This window comes from Campylobacter sp. CFSAN093238, assembly GCF_012898015.1.
GTDB lineage: Bacteria > Campylobacterota > Campylobacteria > Campylobacterales > Campylobacteraceae > Campylobacter_D > Campylobacter_D jejuni.
In genome coordinates, this window is the sequence record NZ_CP040611.1 from 285,233 (window position 1) to 304,115 (window position 18,883).

Here is an 18,883-nt window from a genome sequence, read left to right on the forward strand (position 1 = left end):
CTTTTATAGTTGTTTATTTCTTAAAAAATATTATTTTAAGAATAAATCGGGATTTTATCAAAAATATACTAACAATAAGCTTTTATTAAATTAAGGTTTTTTGTTAAAAAAAATATTAGGTATTTTTTGAAATAATTATGAAAAATTATCGTTAAAAAGGAGAAATTATGCCATTAGTAAATATTAAATTAGCAAAGCCGTCTTTAAGCAAGGAACAAAAAGCGGAGCTTATAGCTGATATTACCAAACTTTTAAGCACGAAATATAATAAAAGTAAAGAAAGAGTTGTGGTGGTTTTAGAAGATGTAGAAAATTATGACATAGGCTTTGGCGGAGAAAGCGTTGAAGCTATCAAAGCAAAGGCAATTAAATGAGTTTAAACATAGGAGATAAAGCACCTCAGTTTGAGCTTTTAAATCAAGATGGGGTAAAAATAGCATTAAAAGATTTTATTGGCAAAAAGGTGATTTTGTATTTTTATCCAAAAGATAATACTCCAGGTTGCACTACAGAGGCTTGTGATTTTAGCGCAAATTATGATAAATTTGGTGGTAAAAATGCAGTGATTATTGGTATCAGTCCTGATAGCGTGGCAAGTCATGAAAAATTTATCTCTAAATTTGATTTAAAACATATTTTACTTAGCGATAGTGAAAAAGAAGTTGCTAAAGCTTATGGAGCTTGGGGGCTTAAAAAAAATTACGGAAAAGAATACGAAGGTCTTATTCGCTCTACTTTTGTTATTGATGAAATAGGTAGGATTGCTCAAATTTATAGTAATGTTCGTGTAAAAGATCATGCTTTAAAAGTGCTTGAAAGTCTTTAATGTTGGTGCATATTTGTTGCAGTGTGGATAGTCATTATTTTATTGAAGAACTTAGAAAGACTTATCCTGATGAAAAAATTATAGGATACTTTTATGATCCAAATATCCATCCCTTAAGCGAATACGAACTAAGATTTTTAGATGTAAAAAGATCTTGTGATAAACTTGGTATTAAGCTTTATAAAGGTGAGTATGAGTATGAAAAATGGCTTAATGCTGTGCGTGGTTATGAAGATGAGCCTGAAAAGGGTGCAAGGTGTGAAATTTGCTTTGATGTAAGAATGGGATCTAGTGTTAAATTTGCTGCTAAAATAGGAGAAAAAAAGCTTACTACTACGCTTTTAACCAGCCCTAAAAAAGATTTAGAACAGTTAAAAAATGCTTTACAAAAAGAATGTGAGTCTTATGGAGTAGAGTTTTTAGCTCCTGATTTTCGTAAAAATGGCGGTACTCAAAGACAGTTTGCTTTAGCAAAAAAGGAAATGCTTTATCATCAAAACTATTGCGGCTGCATTTATGGGCTTAAAAAACAAAAACAAGATAAGAATTTTATTGATGAATTAATGTCTCCTGTAAATAAGCAAATTTTACCTGCAAGTATAGAAGCAAGAATAGCTCTTTATAAAAAAGTAGTTTTATGGGAAAAAAAAGGTATAAAATTTGAAATTTTAAGAGAGAAATTTTTAAATTATCGTCTTTTAAGTGCTTTGATAAAATTAGATAAAAAGCCCGTTAAATCTCATATTTTATTTTATTCGCATTTTAAAAACGCTTATACAAGATTTTCTTTGGATGAGGAAAATTTAAAACAAAATTTAAAAGAAGGCTTTTATAGAAGTACTAAAGATGAAATAGTTTTAGTGGAATTTTGGCGTTTTAATGCATTTTTTAAAAACAAATGGAAAAATTTTGAAGATTTTTTAAAAAGACCTTTAAGTGTTCAAGCAGAAATTAAATGGCGTAATAAATTGTTTGGAACTTATAATCTTAGTCCTATTATCATCCTCGAAAATATTTTACCTTCAAGATATGAAGTGATAGCAAAAAGTGAAATTTATCATGATAATCAAGAGGTGCTTGTAAAAATTTAAGAAATTTATTAAGAAAAACTTTTTTTGTTAATATAATTTTTAATGATTTTTTTATATAATAAAATTTTTAATTGTTTTCAAGGTTAATTTAATAATGATAGATGTAATGCAAATTCAAGAAATTTTACCACACCGTTATCCTTTTTTACTAGTAGATAAAATTACAGAATTAAAAGTTAAAGAAGTGGTGCGAGGATATAAAAACATCAGTATAAGTGATCATGTTTTTATGGGACATTTTCCAGGGCATCCTATTTATCCTGGAGTTTTGATTTTAGAAGGTATGGCTCAAACAGGTGGAGTTTTAGCTTTTGAAAGTATGGAAGATAAAGTGGATCCAAAAAGTAAAGTAGTTTATTTCACAGGCATAGATGGAGCAAAATTTAGAAATCCTGTGCGTCCTGGAGATAGGCTTGATTATGAAATGAGCGTGGTTAAAAATCGTGGTAATATGTGGATTTTTAAAGGGCAAGCTTTTGTAGATGGAAATTTAGTTGCAGAGGCCGAGCTTAAAGCTATGATAGTGGATAAATAATGAAAAAAATTCATCCAAGTGCGGTGATTGAAGAGGGTGCACAACTTGGTGACGATGTTGTAGTAGAAGCTTATGCTTATGTAAGCAAAGATGCTAAAATAGGTAATAATGTTGTCATCAAACAAGGTGCTCGAATTCTTTCAGATACAACTATAGGTGATCATTCTCGTGTATTTTCTTATGCTATAGTAGGCGATATTCCTCAGGATATATCTTATAAAGAAGAGCAAAAAAGCGGTGTTGTTATAGGGAAAAATGCAACTATTAGAGAATTTGCAACGATAAATTCAGGTACAGCTAAAGGAGATGGTTTTACTCGTATAGGCGATAATGCTTTTATTATGGCTTATTGTCATATTGCTCATGATTGTCTTTTAGGTAATAATATTATTTTAGCTAATAATGCAACTTTGGCAGGACATGTAGAGCTTGGAGATTTTACGGTTGTAGGCGGGCTTACACCTATTCATCAATTTGTCAAAGTAGGTGAGGGTTGTATGATAGCAGGAGCAAGTGCACTTTCTCAGGATATAGTACCGTTTTGTTTAGCAGAAGGAAATCGTGCAAGTATTAGAAGTTTAAATTTAGTAGGTACTCGTCGTCGTTTTGATAAAGATGAAGTAGATAGACTTAGTAGAGCTTTTAAAACTTTATTTAGACAAGGAGATTTAAAAGAAAATGCTAAAAATTTGCTTGAAAATCAAGAAAGTGAAAATGTTAAAAAAATGTGCCATTTTATATTAGAAACAAAGCGTGGAATTCCTGTCTATAGGGGTAAAAATAATGCCTAGAAAATGTAGTTTTTGCAATGAAGTGGAGAATCCACAAAGAAGAATTTTAGCAAATGAAAATGATGATGCTTTTATTTGTGAATATTGCGTTGAAGGTGCTTATAGTATTATTTATGGAGAAGAAAAAGAATTTAAAGAACCTAAACAAAGTTATAATACAGAATTTAAAGATATCACTCCAAAAGAATTAAAAGCTTATTTAGATCGTTATGTCATAGGACAAGATAGAGCTAAAAAAGTTTTTAGTGTTGGAGTATACAATCATTATAAAAGACTTTTTAAAGCTGAACTTCAAGATGATGATACAGAGCTTTTTAAGTCAAATATTTTACTTGTTGGGCCAACAGGAAGTGGAAAAACTTTATTGGCGCAAACTTTAGCTAAATTTTTAGATGTACCTATAGCAATTTGTGATGCAACTTCTTTAACTGAAGCAGGATATGTAGGTGAGGATGTAGAAAATATTTTAACACGTCTTTTACAAGCTGCAGATGGAGATGTGCAAAGAGCTCAAAAAGGTATAGTTTTTATTGATGAGATTGATAAAATTGCCAGAATGAGTGAAAATCGTTCTATTACTCGTGATGTAAGTGGAGAGGGTGTGCAACAAGCTTTACTTAAGATTATCGAAGGAAGTTTGGTAAATATTCCACCAAAGGGGGGGAGAAAACATCCAAATCAAGAGTTTATACAAATTGACACTTCAAATATTTTATTTGTTTGTGGTGGAGCTTTTGATGGTTTGGAAACTATCTTAAAAAGAAAACTTGGAGATAAAGTTGTAGGTTTTTTTGATGATGCAAAAGAAGAAAATAAAGCTTTACTTGAGAAAATTGAACCTGATGATTTGGTGCATTTTGGTTTGATTCCTGAGCTTATAGGTCGTTTGCATGTGATTGCATCTTTAAATGAGCTTAATGAAGAAGATATGGTAAGAATTTTAACTGAACCTAAAAATGCCATTATTAAGCAATATCAAAAGCTTTTTGCTATTGATGGGGTAAATTTAAAATTTGAAGAAGATGCTCTAAGAGCTATCGCACAGCTTGCATTGGAGAGAAAAACAGGGGCTAGGGGGCTTAGAAGTATTATAGAAGAAATGATGGTAGATTTAATGTTTGAGTTACCAGAGTATAAAAACTATGATATTGTAATAACCAAAGAAGTTGTTAAAGACAATGCAAAGGCATTATTAATAAAAAGAAAAATAAGTTAAAAGGATAGAAATGATATTAGATCAACTTATAGGATTTTTTTCTAGTGATATGGGGATTGATTTAGGAACAGCTAATACGCTAGTTTTGGTAAAAGATAAGGGTATAGTGATAAACGAGCCTTCTGTTGTGGCAGTTGAAAGAGAAAGGTATGGTTCCAAAGCAAAAATTTTAGCCGTAGGTAAAGAAGCTAAAGATATGGTGGGAAAAACTCCAGGTAACATCGAAGCTATTCGTCCTATGAAAGATGGCGTGATTGCAGATTTTGATATGACTGAAAAAATGATCCGCTATTTTATAGAAAAAACACATCGTAGAAAAAGTTTTTTACGCCCTAGAATTATTATTTCTGTTCCTTATGGTTTAACTCAAGTAGAAAGAAAAGCGGTAAGAGAAAGTGCTTTAAGTGCAGGTGCAAGAGAGGTATTTTTGATCGAAGAGCCTATGGCAGCAGCTATTGGTGCAAGTTTACCTATACAAGAACCTAAAGGAAATTTGGTAGTAGATATAGGGGGTGGAACTACTGAGATCGGAGTGATTTCTTTGGGTGGACTTGTGATTTCAAAGTCTATTCGTACAGCTGGAGATAAGCTTGATATGAGTATAGTTAATTATGTAAAAGAAAAATACAATCTTATCATAGGTGAAAGAACAGGCGAAGAGATCAAAATCACCATAGGTTCAGCAATACAACTTCCAAAAGAACTTTCTATGGTGGTAAAAGGACGCGATCAAGTAAGTGGACTTTTAAGTCGTATTGAACTTACAAGTGAAGATGTAAGAGAAGCAATGCGTGAGTATTTAAAAGAAATTGCTGATGCTTTAAAAATGGTTCTTGAAATGATGCCGCCTGATTTAGCAAGTGATATAGTAGAAAATGGTGTAGTTTTAACAGGTGGTGGAGCATTGATTCGTGGTTTTGATAAATACTTAAGTGAAATTGTACGTTTGCCAGTTTATATCGCAGATGAACCGCTTTTAGCTGTAGCAAAAGGAACGGGTAAAGCTTTAGAGGAAATTTCATTATTGCAACAATTAACCAATGAAGAATAAGATTTTTTATGTTCTTGTCTTAGCCTTTTTGGTTTTTATATCTTTTTATTATGGAGGACTTATCAAGCAAAATGTTCTCCGTGTTAATGATTTTGTTATAGGTAATTTTTATAATATTAAAGATTATTTGGGAAAAAAAATTTCAGAACACTTTAATCAAGCAAATCAAATTCAGCAACTAAAAGCTAGAAATAAAGAATTAGAAGATATTGCTGTAAAGGTAACTAGTTTTGCAAATCAATTAAATCGTATTTTAGAGGATCAAAATTCTACAAAATATTTACCTCAAGTTTCTTTAACTAGAGTTATTTCTTACGTTCAATTGAATGATTATAAAAAATTATGGTTAGATTGGAGCAAAATTCCAGTTGGTAAAAATCGTGGTTTAATATATCAAGGATATACTGCAGGTATAGCTATTAATAAAAATGGTAGAGCAATGGCTCTCTTACAAGGTGATGATCAGTGTGTTTTTTCTGTTTATATAGGAAAATCCAAAGCTCCAGGTTTAATCCAGGGTGAAGATGGCAGGATTGTGGTTAAATTTATTCCAAAATGGGCAAAAATTAATACCGGAGATGAAATTTTAACAAGTGGACTTGATAATATTTTCTTTTCAGATATACCTGTTGGTATTGTGAATAGAGTTAATGATGAAGATATGTATCAAAGTGTAGAAGTAAAGCCTTATGTTAAGATTAGTATTCCTGCTTATTTATATGTAGTAGATAATTTATAAGTCAAGGATTAGACTTTTTAAAAATTTTCTATATTTTTGCTAATTATTATAACTTTGTTTAATGCTAAAAATTTTGTTAAATTATCAAATAAATGTTTATAATTGAATGAGAATTTTATAAAAAATCTTAAATTTCTTTATGTATTATTTCCTAGATTAAAAGCAGAGTGTTTATTTTTTAAAATTATATCGATAATTTCAAAGTTTATAAAACTAATTTTTGTTATAATCAGCCCAAATTTATGCTCTTAGGAAAATTTATGCCAAAACGAACAGATATTAAAAGCATTTTACTTATAGGAAGTGGTCCTATTGTGATAGGACAAGCTTGTGAATTTGATTATTCTGGAACTCAAGCCGCAAAGACTTTAAAAGAATTAGGATATCGTGTAGTATTAATCAACTCAAATCCTGCAACCATCATGACAGATCCCGAATTTGCAGATGCGACTTATATAGAACCCATAACAAAAGAAAGTATTTTAAGTATTATTAAAAAAGAAAAAATTGATGCAATTTTGCCAACTATGGGTGGACAAGTAGCGTTAAATGTTGCTATGGAAGTTTATGAAAGCGGACTTTTAGGAGATGTGAAATTTTTAGGCGCAAATCCTGAGGCGATTAAAAAAGGCGAAGATCGTCAGGTTTTTAAAGAATGTATGAAAAAAATTGGCATGGATTTGCCAAAATCGATGTATGCGTATAATTATGATGAAGCTTTAAAAGCTGTAGATGAAATTGGCTTTCCTTTGATGATCCGTGCTTCTTATACTTTAGGGGGTGCTGGAAGTGGCGTGGTTTACAATATGGACGAATTTAAAGAACTTGCCAATACTGCTTTAGCTTTATCACCTATCCATGAAATTTTGATTGAAGAAAGTTTGTTAGGTTGGAAAGAATATGAAATGGAAGTTATACGCGATAGAGCGGATAATTGTATCATAGTTTGTAGCATAGAAAATATCGATCCTATGGGAGTTCATACAGGAGATAGTATTACAATAGCTCCAGCATTAACTTTGACGGATAAAGAATATCAAGTTATGCGTAATGCTTCTTTTGCTATTTTGCGTGAAATTGGCGTAGATACAGGCGGAAGTAATGTGCAGTTTGCTATCAACCCAAAAAATGGAAGAATGATAGTTATAGAAATGAATCCAAGAGTTTCAAGATCAAGTGCTTTAGCTTCTAAGGCAACGGGCTATCCTATAGCAAAGGTTGCAACACTTTTGGCAGTAGGCTTTAGTTTAGATGAGATTAAAAATGATATTACAGGAACTCCTGCATCTTTTGAGCCTGTGATTGATTATATTGTAACAAAAATTCCTCGCTTTACCTTTGAAAAATTTCCAGGAGCAAACACAACTTTAGGTACAGCTATGAAAAGTGTGGGTGAGGTGATGGCTATAGGACGCACTTTTAAAGAAAGTATACAAAAAGCACTTTGTTCGCTTGAGCGTTCTTTAAGTGGTTTTGATAGAGTAAAATTTGAAGATAGAAATGATCTTGTTTTTAAAATTCGCAATGCCAATGAAAAGCGTTTACTTTATGTTGCTCAAGCTTTTAGGGAAGGTTTTAGCGTAGAAGAACTTTATGAGCTTTGTAAAATAGATCCTTGGTTTTTAACACAGATTAAAGAAATTGTAGATTTTGAAGAGCAAATTGATATGGATATTTTAAACAATAAAGCTCTTTTGAGAAAAGCAAAAACTATGGGCTTTTCAGACAAAATGATAGCTTTGCTTGTAAATTTGAAAGATAATTTAGAATTAAGCCAAAATGATATTTATTATGCAAGAATGAAGCAAAAAATCATCGCAGAATTTAGTGAAGTGGATACTTGTGCGGGTGAATTTGAAGCTTTAACTCCTTATCTTTATTCAAGTATCAATGTAAGCGAACTCACTCAAAGTAAAAACGATACTAAGGATAAAAAAGAAAAAAAAGTGATGATTATAGGTGGGGGGCCAAACCGCATAGGACAAGGTATAGAATTTGACTATGCTTGCGTACATGCTTCTTTTGCGCTTAAAGATATGGGTATTAAAACTATTATGTATAATTGTAATCCTGAAACCGTTTCGACTGACTATGATACAAGTGATATTTTGTATTTCGAGCCTATTGATTTCGAACATTTAAGAGCGGTGATTGAGCGTGAAAAACCTGATGGAGTGATTGTGCATTTTGGTGGACAAACTCCTTTGAAATTTGCTAAGCGTTTAAGTGCTTTTGGAGCTAAGATTATAGGTACTAGCTCAAGAGTAATTGATATGGCAGAAGATAGAAAGAAATTTGCCGAATTTATTACAAAGCTAGGTATCAATCAGCCAAAAAATTCTACTGCAACAAGCGTAGAAGAAGCGGTTTTTAAGGCTAGTGATATAGGGTATCCTGTGCTTGTAAGACCAAGTTATGTTTTAGGTGGGCGTGCGATGCGCGTGGTAAATGATGAGGCTGAACTGAGACTCTATATGCAAGAAGCTGTGGATGTAAGCGATAAAAGCCCTGTTTTGATCGATCAGTTTTTAGACAATGCTACAGAAATTGATGTTGATGCGATTTGTGATGGCAAAGATGTTTATGTTGCAGGAATTATGGAGCACATAGAAGAAGCAGGAATTCATTCAGGTGACAGTGCTTGTTCTTTGCCGCCTTGCAATATCGATGAAAAAATGCAAGAATTTATTGCACAAAAAACCGCAGATATTGCTTTAAATTTGGGAGTTGTAGGGCTTTTAAATATACAATTTGCTTTACATAATCATGAGCTTTATATGATAGAGGTAAATCCTAGAGCTAGTCGTACCGTACCTTTTGTTAGTAAAGCTACGGGTATTCCTTTAGCAAAAGTGGCAACGCGTGTGATGTGGCAAGGAAATTTAAAAGAAGCTTTAAAATTTTATGATACTTTTAAAGTGGTTAATTTTGATACTAAAATTTTACGCCCTAAAACTCCAAAATATATGAGCGTGAAAGAAGCAGTATTTCCATTTGCAAAACTTAGTGGAAGTGATTTAGAATTAGGCCCTGAAATGCGTTCAACGGGTGAAGTTATGGGTATAAGCAAGGATTTTGCAAATTCTTATGCGAAAAGTCAAATTGCATCGTTTAATCATCTTCCAGAGCAAGGCGTGGTATTTATCTCCTTAAAAGATAAGGATAAAAAATATACCAAAAAAATCGCTGCAGAATATGTAAAGCTTGGCTTTAAGCTTATGGCAACAGGGGGAACTTGCAAGGAAATTTTAGAAAGTGGTTTTGAGTGCGAACTTGTACATAAAATTTCAGAAGGACGCCCCAATGTTGAAGATAAATTGAAAAATGGGGAAATTCACTTAGTTATCAATACAAGCGATAGTCACAGTTTTAAAGGCGATACGAAAAAAATTCGTGAAAATATTATTCGTTTTAAAATACCTTATTTTACAAATTTACGATCAGCTTTAGCAGGTGCAAAATCGATTAAAGCTATACAGAGTAAATCTTGCCTAGATGTAAAGAGTTTGCAAGAGTGGCTTAAATCTTGATTTATTTAGCTCAAACAGATACTACGGTAGGATTTTTAAGTAAAAATTTAGAAGAGATTAATGCTTTAAAAGGTAGAGATAAAAATCAGCCTTGCTTAATCACTTCTGCGAAATTTTGCGAGTTAAAAAGTTTAGCAAGAATTCCAAAATCTTTTAAAAATTTAGTACGTCGTTCTAAAAAAACAACTTTTATTTATCCCAATAATCAGGCCATTCGTATTGTGAAAGAGTGTAAACATGCGAATTTTTTAAGTAAAAATGGCTATTTTTATTCATCTTCGGCAAACAAGCATGGAAAAGAATTTGATGAAGAATGGGCTAGAAGTGTTGCCGATATAATACTTGATGAGAAATTTTTCGAAAATATCCCATCAAAAATATTAAAACTTTCAAAGAATAAAATGATAAAAATACGTTAATTAAAGAGCTTTTAAAATATCTTCAAAAGCAATACAAAATTGCTCTAGGCCATCACTTAATAAATCATTGCAAGCTTTTTCTCGTTCACTTTGAGAAATGATTTGATTAAGTTCTGTATAAATTTCAAAATTCATTAAAGGTTTTTTAAAATGCATTTTTCCTTTAAATGCCTCTATTGCATCAAGAGGAGCAGTATTAACAGAATTCTCAAAAAGAAGTTCTTTGATATAATAGTCTTTTGGCAGATCATCTCCTTTAACTCCGGTGCTTGCAAACAAGGCGCGAATATTAGGTTCATTTTTTGAGTAGATATTGTTATAAGCTAAATTTGCATTTAAAATTCCAATACGATTTTGCTCCTTAGCCTTAGGATTTAAAAGTCTATCAAAACGACTTACAAAAATACTTATAACAGCTTGTGGTGTTCTAGTGTTTTGTTCTTTTAAGGCTATATTGTTTTTTCTAAATTCGACTAAACCTGCATTTAAAGCTTCAAAACATTTTTGACTTTGTTCAAGAGAAAAAATTAAGGTAGCATTGACGCTAATACCATTTTTCATAAGTTCATACATTACTTCATAAGAAGCTTTTGTAGCTGGAATTTTAATCATTATATTTTCTTTGCCAATAGCACTATAAAGTCTTTTAGCTTCACCTAAACTAAGAGTTGTGTTATCATGAAGTCTTGGATCTATTTCAATACTTATAAATCCATCATTTTTTTGATAAAAAAGAGGAGCTAATTTATCAGCTGCTTTTTGAATATCAGAAATTGCTAATTCTTCATAAATATCTTTTGTTTTTTTTTCTTTTAATTTAAGAATTTTATCTTTATAAATTGGAGAATTTAAAATAGCATTTTTAAAAATAGCAGGATTTGAAGTAGCGCCATTAATTCCATGTGATAATAAATTTAAAAATTCATTATCTAAAAAACTATTTTCTATAAAATCACACCAAAGAGAAAAATTTTTCATTATATTACCTTTATTATTTCTTTTAAGTCTTTTATATCTATGCAAATATCAGCTTGAGAACGTAAAATTTCTTTAGCACAAAATGCAATCTTTAATCCACTTTCGTTAAACATTGCCAAATCATTTGCCCCATCGCCAACACACATCACTTCATCTGTTTTCAAATTTAAAAAGCTTTTTAATCGTTGTAGCATTAAGCCTTTTGAATTTGAAAACATCATTTCCCCACCAACTAGCCCTGTTAAAATGTCATTTTTATGATGCAGATAATTTGCAAAACCGAGGTTAATTCCAAGTTTTTGCATAGCAGGATTTATGCCTTCATGAAAACCACCGCTAAAAATAACAATTTGTATATTTTTAGATTTTAAATATTGGATAAGTTCATGTGCTCCACGCATTAGTGGAAGTGTGCTACTTAATTCTAAAACTTTTTTATAAGACATACCTTTTAAAAAGCTTACTCGTTTTTGAAGACTTTCGAAAAAATCAAGTTCTCCAGTCATAGCATGGCGGGTAATTTCGCTTGTTTGATTACCCTTGCCATGCGCTGTAGCTAAAATATCGATGGTTTCACCATCCATTAAAGTAGCATCAAAGTCAAAAACACAAAGTTTAATCATTAAAATTCGCGCTTAAGCAAAGCTTCTACTTTGAGTATAGTTAAGATATTTTCATCTCTTTTTCCTATACCATAAATCATACCTTTGTCTTTAACTAAAGTTTCAGGTGGTGGATCGATTCTGTTTCTGTGAATTTTAATTGCTTCAGTTAATCTATCTATAACAAAACCAGCATTTCCTCCAACTCCAGTTCCATTTGTCTCACCTCTTAAAACAATATATCTTGTTTGAGGTGTCATTTTAGAACTTCCTAAATGAAAGCGTTGAGCTAGATCAATGAGCGGCATAACATTACCACGCATATTAAAAACCCCTAGAACATAATCAGGTACACTAGGAACTCTAGTATATTCTATAGGTTTGATGATTTCTTGTATATTAAGAATTGGAATCGCATATTCCTCATCTCCAACTACAAAGCCAACAAGTTGGATGATATCATCTTCTCTTTGATCGACATCAGGACCAGCCATCTGAGTTTGCTGTTTTTGCAAAATTTGCTCTAATTTTTCATTACTCATATTCTTATCCTAGTTTCAAATTTTTTCTAACCACATTTTCCAAGTATTCTGGAGAATAAGGTTTAGTGATATATTCAGTCATACCCACTTCAACACCTCTTAAACGGTCAGTTTTACTTGTTCTTGAAGTAACTGCTATCAATGGTAAGTTGCGATATTTAGAATACTTTCTAATTTCACCAGCTAAGGTGTATCCATCCATTCTTGGCATTTCGATATCTATAAGCATTGCATCAATATCATGTTCGCCAGATTTTATAATATTCAATGCTTCAACACCATTTGTTGCTTCGATTAAACTAACTCCTAGCGGTTCTAAAGCTTTTTGCATTAAAGTTCTGTCCATTTTAGAATCATCTACAATTAAGACTTTATAATCACTTGGTTGTTCTTTAGGTTTTTTCGCACTTGATTCTAATTGCGCTTTAATATCAACTTTAATTTCTTTGGCCATATCCATCATAGCGCCTACATCAATGATTAATGTCACCCTACCATCACCACGGATTGTAGCTCCTGCTATACCTTGGATATTTTGTAAATAATCACCCATGGATTTAATAACTATTTCTTCTTGTCCTACAAGAGTATCTACTATAATACCAAGCTTGCTTTCTGCTACCCCTATAACAACGACATAAGTTTGATCACCGCTTTCAAGGACTTGTTTAACTCCAAATACATCTGAAAGTCTCACAAGAGAAAGCACTTCATCTCTTAAGCGTAATACATTTTTACCTTCGATAGTATAGATATCATCAATTGGCACTCTAACTGTTTCAAGAACGCTTGCAAGTGGAATTGCATAGAATTCCTCTTGAGTTCCTACAAGTAAAGATTGAATGATTGCCAAGGTAAGAGGAATTTTAAGTTTAAATGAACTTCCTTTACCTAACTCACTATCAATTTCAATTACCCCATTAAGTTTTTCGATGTTGGTTTTAACAACATCCATTCCTACGCCACGACCTGAAACATTTGTTACTTTAGCCGCAGTTGAAAAACCAGGCTTGAAAATCAAAGCAAAAGCTTCTTTGTCTGTCATTTGATCTGCTTCTCTTTCGGTAATCAAATTTTTCTCTATAGCTTTTGCTTTTAAGCCATTTGGATCAAGTCCTTTACCGTCATCTGTAATTTCTACAACGATGTGATTGCCCTCATTATAAGCTTTAAGTTGGACTATACCTTTTTCAGGTTTTCCATTCGCTGCACGAGTTGCTGGATCCTCAACACCATGATCACATGAATTTCTAATCATATGCATGATAGGATCGCCAATTTCCTCTACGATAGATTTATCAAGTTCAGTTTCTTCACCTGTAATTTCAAGTTCTATTTGCTTTCCTAATTCACGACTTAAATCACGAACAACTCTTGGGAATTTATTGAAAACTTTTGCTATAGGTTGCATTCTTGTTTTCATCACAGCAAGCTGAACATCAGTTGTAATAATACTTAATTGACTTACAACCTGATTAAGTTCTTCAAGGAATTTTTCTCCTTCATAACGCTCTTCAACATCATCGTAAATTTTAAGCAAACGGTTTTTGCCTAAAACAAGCTCCCCAATTAGATTCATTAAGTGATCTAATCTTTTTACCTCCACGCGTATGGTTTGATCCATACTGCTAGCATTACTACCTGAAGCAGGAACTTTTTTCTCTCCACTTTCCGTAGGTTTATTCGCTGTATTGTTAGTCGGTTTAGGTGCCGCATTTGTTGTTTGTTTCTTTTGTGCGCGACGAGCTTGATCTTCAGCTTTTCTAACTTTTAAAAGTCTTTCTATTTCAGCTTCAACTTCAGAATCACTTAATTGATTAACATCTACTTCAGGTTCTGGAGTAGCTATTTCTTGTTTTGGTGCTTCTAGTTCTGCTTGTGGAGTAGATTTTTCATTTGAATCTGTTGCCACAACAGGAGACTCTCCCTCTGAAATAGCTGTTAATCTTGCGCAAATTGGTTCTATATCCATACCAATAGCAGTATCGTTGCCATTATCACGAATGGAATTAAGTAAAGTTTTCATTCTATCAATAGACTCTAAAACCACATCCATGATATCTGGAGTTATTTTTAACTCGCCATGTCTTGCTTTGTTTAAAACATCCTCCATGTGGTGAGTTAACTTTGTTAAAACATCAAAATTTAAGAAGCTTGATGATCCTTTAACCGTATGTGCAACACGGAAAATTCTATTTAATAATTCTAAATCTTCTGGATTTGATTCAAGCTCTACTAAATCATGGTCGATTTGCTCAACAAGCTCAAAAGCTTCAACCAAAAAGTCTTCAAGTATTTCTTGCATATCTTCCATATTTTACCCCTGTTCTTGAGATTGATGTTTTTTAATAACCTTTGCAATTTCATTGAAGAAATCGCTAGCGTTAAATTTGACAAGATAGCCTTCTCCACCAGCTTCTTGAACACCTTTCTCATTCATAAATTCATTTGATAAAGATGAGTTAAAGACTATAGGAATATCTTTAAATCTTGGATCTTCTTTAATGCGTGCAGCAAAGTGGAAACCATCCATTTGTGGCATTTCGACATCGCTTACTATAATTTTTAAAGTATCGTTTAAACTTTCACCATAAATTTGGCTTAATTCTTCTAATTTGTTTATGCCCTCTACGCCGTCCTTAGCTTCAACAACTTGAAAGCCCATCTGTTGCATCATTTCTTTGACGCGTTTTCTAGCAGTCATGCTGTCATCAAGTATAAGTGCTGTTCCAGTAAATTTTTCTATTTTTCCAAAATCTATATCTGTTTTTGGAGCGTAAATTCCTAAATCTTCAACAACACTTTCAAGATCTAAAATTAGCAACACTTCATCATTTTCAATGCGTGTTACACCTGTAATTTTACCTTTATCTAAAGCACCTGATCCTGTAGAAAAAGTTGCTGGTTCTATATCTTTCCAGTTTATTCTACGAATTCTTTTTGCTTCGTGAACTATAAAACCAATAAGAATATTGCTAAATTCAGTAATAATAACTCTAGGTTTTAGCATAGTGCTTTCTGGCTCAGTGATTTGCATCCATTTGGCAAGATTGACTACAGGTATAACCACTCCACGAAGATCAAAGATACCTTCGATGTAATCAGGTACACCTGGAAGTTCTGTAAGGCTTGGGATTTTTATAATCTCCCTTACCTTAGAAACATTTACACCATAAATTCCTTCATAGACTTTATCGTGCCCTTGCTTAAAGATACGGAAATCGACAAGCTCCATTTCATTTGAACCCGTTTTCACGATATTTTCATCAAACATTTTGACCCCTCAATTTCTGTTCTCGAAATTTGATTTCTTGCTGATATTCTACTACAAAAAAACTTCTCTTATATGCAAAACTAGCTAAGTTAAGATATTTAATGTTTTCTTTGTTGATTTGATGATTTTGATGATAGTGTCCTTCACATACCCAAAATCCTAAATTTTCATATTTTTCATATCTTTTTTTCGCTAAATTTTCAAAATCTTTTATTTGATAAAAAAGGTTTTTTTTGTTTTGATTTTGAAGAATTTTATTTGAAATAAAATTACGAGTAATAATATTTAAAAAATTCAAAAATACAAGCAAATAATGATTTCTTAATGTTTTCAGAGTAAATTGTAAAAGAGGTGGTAAAAAAATATCTCCGTGAGCTAATTTTATAAAAGCATTATTTAAAACAAGATTATTACCTTTACTTGTATGCAAATTAAGTTTTATGGGCTGCTCTTGTAAGTTAAAAATTTTTACCCTTTTAAAAAAACAAGAAAGATTAAAATCATGATTGCCTTCTAAGTAGATAATTTCAATTTTTAAGGCCAATTCTTCTAAAAGTTCTATGTAAGGTTTAGCAAATTCATGTGTAGCAGAGATTTCGCCTATAAGCAAATCGAAAATATCACCCATAAGTATGAGTTGAGGGGTGGAAATTTTACCTTTTTTTAAGGCTTGTAAAAATTCCCAAAATCCCTTTCTTTGTTCATTTTCATGAGCATCTGCGATTAAAATCGCTCCATTTTGTAGTAAAATTTTTTATCCTTAAAATTTCAAAGGCTCATAATTTATAGAAAGGATTTCAAATTCACTTTCACCTTTTGGCAAACGCACTTTAAAATCATCTCCTTCTTTTTTTCCAAGCATAGCTTTTGCTATTGGAGATGCGATGGAAATATAACCCTTATCTAAATTTCCTTCGCAAATTCCTACTAGAGTATATTTGCTTTCTTTTTCTGTATCCAAATCCATGATCACAACACTTGAACCAAATTTCACACTATCGTGCTCATAACTTGAAGGATCGATCACTTGAGCTCTTGCTAGCAAGTCACTAAGCTCTGCAATACGACTTTCTATCAAAGCTTGCTTTTCTCTTGCAGCATGGTATTCAGCATTTTCTTTCAAATCCCCATGACTTCTTGCTGTATCGATTTCTATTACAACGGCAGGGCGTTGATTGTCTTTTAAATCTTTTAATTCTGCGGCTAACTTATCATAGCCAAATTGACTCATTGGTTCTTTTTGCATGATTTATCCTTTTATATTTCGTTTAGGATTTTTGCTAAATTTTTAGCACTTCCAAATTGTAAATATTCTTTTAAAAAATCAACTTTAGCAAAAAATGCCTTATAATCATATTTATTGTAAGCTTCATATAAATTTAAAACATTGACTTTATCTTGTAAAAATTCAGGATTTAAAGCTTCTTTTCCAGCGAAATCACAAAAAATATTTGCAAGTCCTATATGTTTTAATTTTACAAAAAGTTTTGCGATAAAAATATCGATAGCCTTTGCCTTATAAGCAAGAACAAAAGGAGTTCCCACTAAAGCTGCTTCTAAAGTAGCTGTTCCACTACAAATAAAGGCAAAATCAGCTTTTTTAAGCACTTTTGGAGTGTTACTTTCTATCTTAAATTCGCTAATATCACCATAAACTTCTAATTTTTCAAGATTAAATGAGGGAACGCAAAGAATTTTTTCACCCTTAAATTTTTGAGAAAGTTCTTTAAAAATAGGCATTAAACGCCTAATTTCACTACGCCTTGAACCTGGTAAAAAGGCTATAGTTTTTTCATCATCTTTTTTTGAAAATGTATGATTAATATCTTCTTGATTTTTAAATTCTTTTATCTCATCTAAAAGCGGATGGCCTATATAGGTGCTTTTGTTAAAAAATTGATTATCAAAGGGCAAAATAGAAGCTAAAATATCAAAATGACTTTCTATGATAGGTATGCGACCTTTTTTCCACGCCCAAACTTGAGGCAAGATATAATAAATGCGTGGAATTTTACTGCCTGCTTTTTTTAAAGCCTTGGCAAAAGGGATATTAAAAGCGGGAGAATCGATACATAAAACTGTGTCCATTGTTTGGCTTAAAGTTAGATTCACTAATTCTTTGATCGCTTTTTTTGCTTTGAAAATCAAAGGTAAAACTTCTATAAAACCCATAGCACTAAATTCATGTGAGCTATAAAGTGGTTTAGAATTTAAATCAAATTCTTTGCATAAACTCTCATCATAAATCCCATGAAGTTCAAATTCACCAAAATCTTTTTTATAAGCTTTTAAAACTTCTTTTAAATGCAAATTTGCTGAAGGCTCTAAAGCACAAACTAAAAAGGTTTTCAAAAAATTTCCTTATCAATATTTTAAACATTTTATCTTATTTTGACTTAATTAAAAGAAGTTATGCAAGAATACACGCTAAAAAGCGTGTATGAAGGTTTATTCTCTCCAGCCGTATTTTTTAAAAATTTCTTTAGCTTCCTTAGAACTTAAATAAGCAATAAAATCTTGTGTTTCTTTGCTCGCACCTTCTTTAGCTACCACATTAAAAGTTCTATAAACAACCAAATCTTTTTCTATAGCTACGGCAGTTCCTATATCAGGATTGCTTTTTGACCAGTCAATCCAAGTGATCCAAGCATCGGCTTGATCTTGTGCGAAAAGCTTTCTTGCACTTCCACTATTTGGAACAAAGGTCACGATATTGTTTCTAAAATTTTGTATGGTTTTTATATCTTGAGTTCTACCTATCATGTCTTCCCAAACTCCAGTTCCAGAAGTATTGCTCTTTCCAGCACCTTCAGGCACAACGATTCTTACTTTTTTATTAGCCAAATCTTTTAAACCTTTGATTTTTAAAGGATTGCCTTTTTGAGTAAGTATGATGGCTTCTCTAAAATATAAAGGCTTGATTTTACTCACATTAAAATCTTTTCCAAAATCACTCGCTATAGCTAAAGCCGATTGATCTGAAGCGCCAAATAAAATATCTGCATCTTTTTTAGCCTTTTCAAACCAAGTCGCTTGAGGGCCAAAATTTACATTTACTTTAACGCCTGTTTTTTCGCTATATTTGTTTGCTATATCTTTTAAGGCCGTGTGTGGGCCACCTGGTCCGTAAAGGTTTACATCTGCATTTGCCATACTAAAAGCTAAGGCACATGCACCAAATAAAGTAATAATTTTTTTCATAGTATTTCCTTTTATGATAAATTTTTATTGATTGAAGGTAAGATTTTAGAAATTATATGTTAATAAATAGTTATAATGTAACAAAAAT

General features: G+C 31.9%; 19 protein-coding genes. 10 read left to right on the forward strand and 9 right to left on the reverse strand.

Annotated features, from left to right (window positions below; all coding sequences use genetic code 11):
• Window positions 1-167: 167 nt before the first annotated feature.
• From FBF21_RS01545 to FBF21_RS01590, 10 genes are all read left to right on the forward strand, one after another.
• Window positions 168-374: a 4-oxalocrotonate tautomerase family protein gene (locus FBF21_RS01545; protein ID WP_002826901.1), complete on the forward strand. Its 207-nt coding sequence runs from the start codon at window positions 168-170 to the stop codon at window positions 372-374.
• Window positions 371-826, forward strand: a complete 456-nt coding sequence (bcp, locus tag FBF21_RS01550) for a thioredoxin-dependent thiol peroxidase (RefSeq protein ID WP_002876230.1) — start codon at window positions 371-373, stop codon at window positions 824-826. The genes FBF21_RS01545 and bcp overlap by 4 nt, the downstream gene beginning before the upstream one ends.
• Window positions 826-1,917 (forward strand): epoxyqueuosine reductase QueH, encoded by a 1,092-nt coding sequence (locus FBF21_RS01555; protein WP_168985424.1) that lies wholly within the window; start codon window positions 826-828, stop codon window positions 1,915-1,917. The genes bcp and FBF21_RS01555 overlap by 1 nt, the downstream gene beginning before the upstream one ends.
• Window positions 1,918-2,011: 94 nt before the next feature.
• Entirely contained in the window at window positions 2,012-2,452 is a 441-nt protein-coding gene (fabZ, locus tag FBF21_RS01560) for a 3-hydroxyacyl-ACP dehydratase FabZ (RefSeq protein WP_002851782.1), read from the forward strand.
• The gene (lpxA, locus tag FBF21_RS01565; RefSeq protein WP_002859836.1) at window positions 2,452-3,243 is read left to right on the forward strand and encodes an acyl-ACP--UDP-N-acetylglucosamine O-acyltransferase; all 792 of its coding nucleotides are present in this window, start codon (window positions 2,452-2,454) and stop codon (window positions 3,241-3,243) included. The genes fabZ and lpxA overlap by 1 nt, the downstream gene beginning before the upstream one ends.
• Window positions 3,236-4,459, forward strand: a complete 1,224-nt coding sequence (gene clpX / locus FBF21_RS01570) for an ATP-dependent Clp protease ATP-binding subunit ClpX (RefSeq protein ID WP_002874131.1) — start codon at window positions 3,236-3,238, stop codon at window positions 4,457-4,459. Before lpxA ends, clpX begins: the two co-directional genes overlap by 8 nt.
• 10 nt (window positions 4,460-4,469) lie before the next feature.
• On the forward strand, window positions 4,470-5,510 hold the full coding sequence (locus FBF21_RS01575; RefSeq protein ID WP_002857495.1) for a rod shape-determining protein: 1,041 nt from the start codon (window positions 4,470-4,472) through the stop codon (window positions 5,508-5,510).
• On the forward strand, window positions 5,500-6,249 hold the full coding sequence (mreC, locus tag FBF21_RS01580; protein ID WP_002859838.1) for a rod shape-determining protein MreC: 750 nt from the start codon (window positions 5,500-5,502) through the stop codon (window positions 6,247-6,249). The genes FBF21_RS01575 and mreC overlap by 11 nt, the downstream gene beginning before the upstream one ends.
• 260 nt (window positions 6,250-6,509) lie before the next feature.
• Complete coding sequence (gene carB / locus FBF21_RS01585) at window positions 6,510-9,779, forward strand: carbamoyl-phosphate synthase large subunit (RefSeq protein ID WP_002869714.1); 3,270 nt, start codon at window positions 6,510-6,512, stop codon at window positions 9,777-9,779.
• On the forward strand, window positions 9,776-10,198 hold the full coding sequence (locus tag FBF21_RS01590; RefSeq protein WP_002851686.1) for a hypothetical protein: 423 nt from the start codon (window positions 9,776-9,778) through the stop codon (window positions 10,196-10,198). The genes carB and FBF21_RS01590 overlap by 4 nt, the downstream gene beginning before the upstream one ends.
• On the opposite strand, the gene FBF21_RS01595 is transcribed toward FBF21_RS01590, so the two are convergent.
• The 9 genes from FBF21_RS01595 to peb3 all read right to left on the reverse strand — a co-directional run bounded on the left by FBF21_RS01595 (window position 10,199) and on the right by peb3 (window position 18,795).
• A complete protein-coding gene (locus FBF21_RS01595) occupies window positions 10,199-11,176 on the reverse strand; it encodes a transaldolase (RefSeq protein ID WP_002851728.1) in 978 nt (325 codons plus the stop codon). It lies immediately after the preceding gene.
• Window positions 11,176-11,799, reverse strand: coding sequence for a phosphoserine phosphatase SerB (gene serB, locus FBF21_RS01600; protein ID WP_002851598.1), 624 nt, complete (start codon window positions 11,797-11,799; stop codon window positions 11,176-11,178). Before serB ends, FBF21_RS01595 begins: the two co-directional genes overlap by 1 nt.
• Complete coding sequence (locus tag FBF21_RS01605; protein WP_002826355.1) at window positions 11,799-12,320, reverse strand: chemotaxis protein CheW; 522 nt, start codon at window positions 12,318-12,320, stop codon at window positions 11,799-11,801. The genes serB and FBF21_RS01605 overlap by 1 nt, the downstream gene beginning before the upstream one ends.
• Window positions 12,321-12,324: 4 nt before the next feature.
• Window positions 12,325-14,634 carry a chemotaxis protein CheW gene (locus FBF21_RS01610; RefSeq protein WP_002859840.1) on the reverse strand — a complete coding sequence of 770 codons (2,310 nt, stop codon included), beginning with the start codon at window positions 14,632-14,634 and terminating at the stop codon, window positions 12,325-12,327.
• A gap of 3 nt (window positions 14,635-14,637) precedes the next feature.
• Window positions 14,638-15,594: a chemotaxis protein gene (locus FBF21_RS01615; RefSeq protein WP_002851778.1), complete on the reverse strand. Its 957-nt coding sequence runs from the start codon at window positions 15,592-15,594 to the stop codon at window positions 14,638-14,640.
• Entirely contained in the window at window positions 15,587-16,345 is a 759-nt protein-coding gene (locus FBF21_RS01620) for a UDP-2,3-diacylglucosamine diphosphatase (RefSeq protein ID WP_323469532.1), read from the reverse strand. The genes FBF21_RS01615 and FBF21_RS01620 overlap by 8 nt, the downstream gene beginning before the upstream one ends.
• A gap of 9 nt (window positions 16,346-16,354) precedes the next feature.
• Complete coding sequence (greA, locus tag FBF21_RS01625; protein WP_002858660.1) at window positions 16,355-16,840, reverse strand: transcription elongation factor GreA; 486 nt, start codon at window positions 16,838-16,840, stop codon at window positions 16,355-16,357.
• Between the two features lie 11 nt (window positions 16,841-16,851).
• Window positions 16,852-17,946, reverse strand: a complete 1,095-nt coding sequence (gene lpxB / locus FBF21_RS01630) for a lipid-A-disaccharide synthase (protein WP_002869716.1) — start codon at window positions 17,944-17,946, stop codon at window positions 16,852-16,854.
• A gap of 96 nt (window positions 17,947-18,042) precedes the next feature.
• Window positions 18,043-18,795, reverse strand: a complete 753-nt coding sequence (gene peb3 / locus FBF21_RS01635; protein WP_002869717.1) for an AcfC family glycoprotein adhesin PEB3 — start codon at window positions 18,793-18,795, stop codon at window positions 18,043-18,045.
• Between the last annotated feature and the right edge of the window lie 88 nt (window positions 18,796-18,883).

Excerpts from the sequence above, each read along its gene's own strand:
- fabZ (WP_002851782.1), top strand. The coding sequence starts at position 2,012 with ATGATAGATGTAATGCAAATTCAAGAAATTTTACCACACCGTTATCCT.
- FBF21_RS01605 (WP_002826355.1), bottom strand. The coding sequence starts at position 12,320 with ATGAGTAATGAAAAATTAGAGCAAATTTTGCAAAAACAGCAAACTCAG.
- FBF21_RS01610 (WP_002859840.1), bottom strand. The coding sequence starts at position 14,634 with ATGGAAGATATGCAAGAAATACTTGAAGACTTTTTGGTTGAAGCTTTT.
- FBF21_RS01555 (WP_168985424.1), top strand. The coding sequence starts at position 826 with ATGTTGGTGCATATTTGTTGCAGTGTGGATAGTCATTATTTTATTGAA.
- bcp (WP_002876230.1), top strand. The coding sequence starts at position 371 with ATGAGTTTAAACATAGGAGATAAAGCACCTCAGTTTGAGCTTTTAAAT.
- mreC (WP_002859838.1), top strand. The coding sequence starts at position 5,500 with ATGAAGAATAAGATTTTTTATGTTCTTGTCTTAGCCTTTTTGGTTTTT.
- carB (WP_002869714.1), top strand. The coding sequence starts at position 6,510 with ATGCCAAAACGAACAGATATTAAAAGCATTTTACTTATAGGAAGTGGT.
- FBF21_RS01595 (WP_002851728.1), bottom strand. The coding sequence starts at position 11,176 with ATGAAAAATTTTTCTCTTTGGTGTGATTTTATAGAAAATAGTTTTTTA.
- serB (WP_002851598.1), bottom strand. The coding sequence starts at position 11,799 with ATGATTAAACTTTGTGTTTTTGACTTTGATGCTACTTTAATGGATGGT.
- lpxA (WP_002859836.1), top strand. The coding sequence starts at position 2,452 with ATGAAAAAAATTCATCCAAGTGCGGTGATTGAAGAGGGTGCACAACTT.
- FBF21_RS01615 (WP_002851778.1), bottom strand. The coding sequence starts at position 15,594 with ATGTTTGATGAAAATATCGTGAAAACGGGTTCAAATGAAATGGAGCTT.
- clpX (WP_002874131.1), top strand. The coding sequence starts at position 3,236 with ATGCCTAGAAAATGTAGTTTTTGCAATGAAGTGGAGAATCCACAAAGA.
- peb3 (WP_002869717.1), bottom strand. The coding sequence starts at position 18,795 with ATGAAAAAAATTATTACTTTATTTGGTGCATGTGCCTTAGCTTTTAGT.
- FBF21_RS01545 (WP_002826901.1), top strand. The coding sequence starts at position 168 with ATGCCATTAGTAAATATTAAATTAGCAAAGCCGTCTTTAAGCAAGGAA.
- FBF21_RS01575 (WP_002857495.1), top strand. The coding sequence starts at position 4,470 with ATGATATTAGATCAACTTATAGGATTTTTTTCTAGTGATATGGGGATT.
- greA (WP_002858660.1), bottom strand. The coding sequence starts at position 16,840 with ATGCAAAAAGAACCAATGAGTCAATTTGGCTATGATAAGTTAGCCGCA.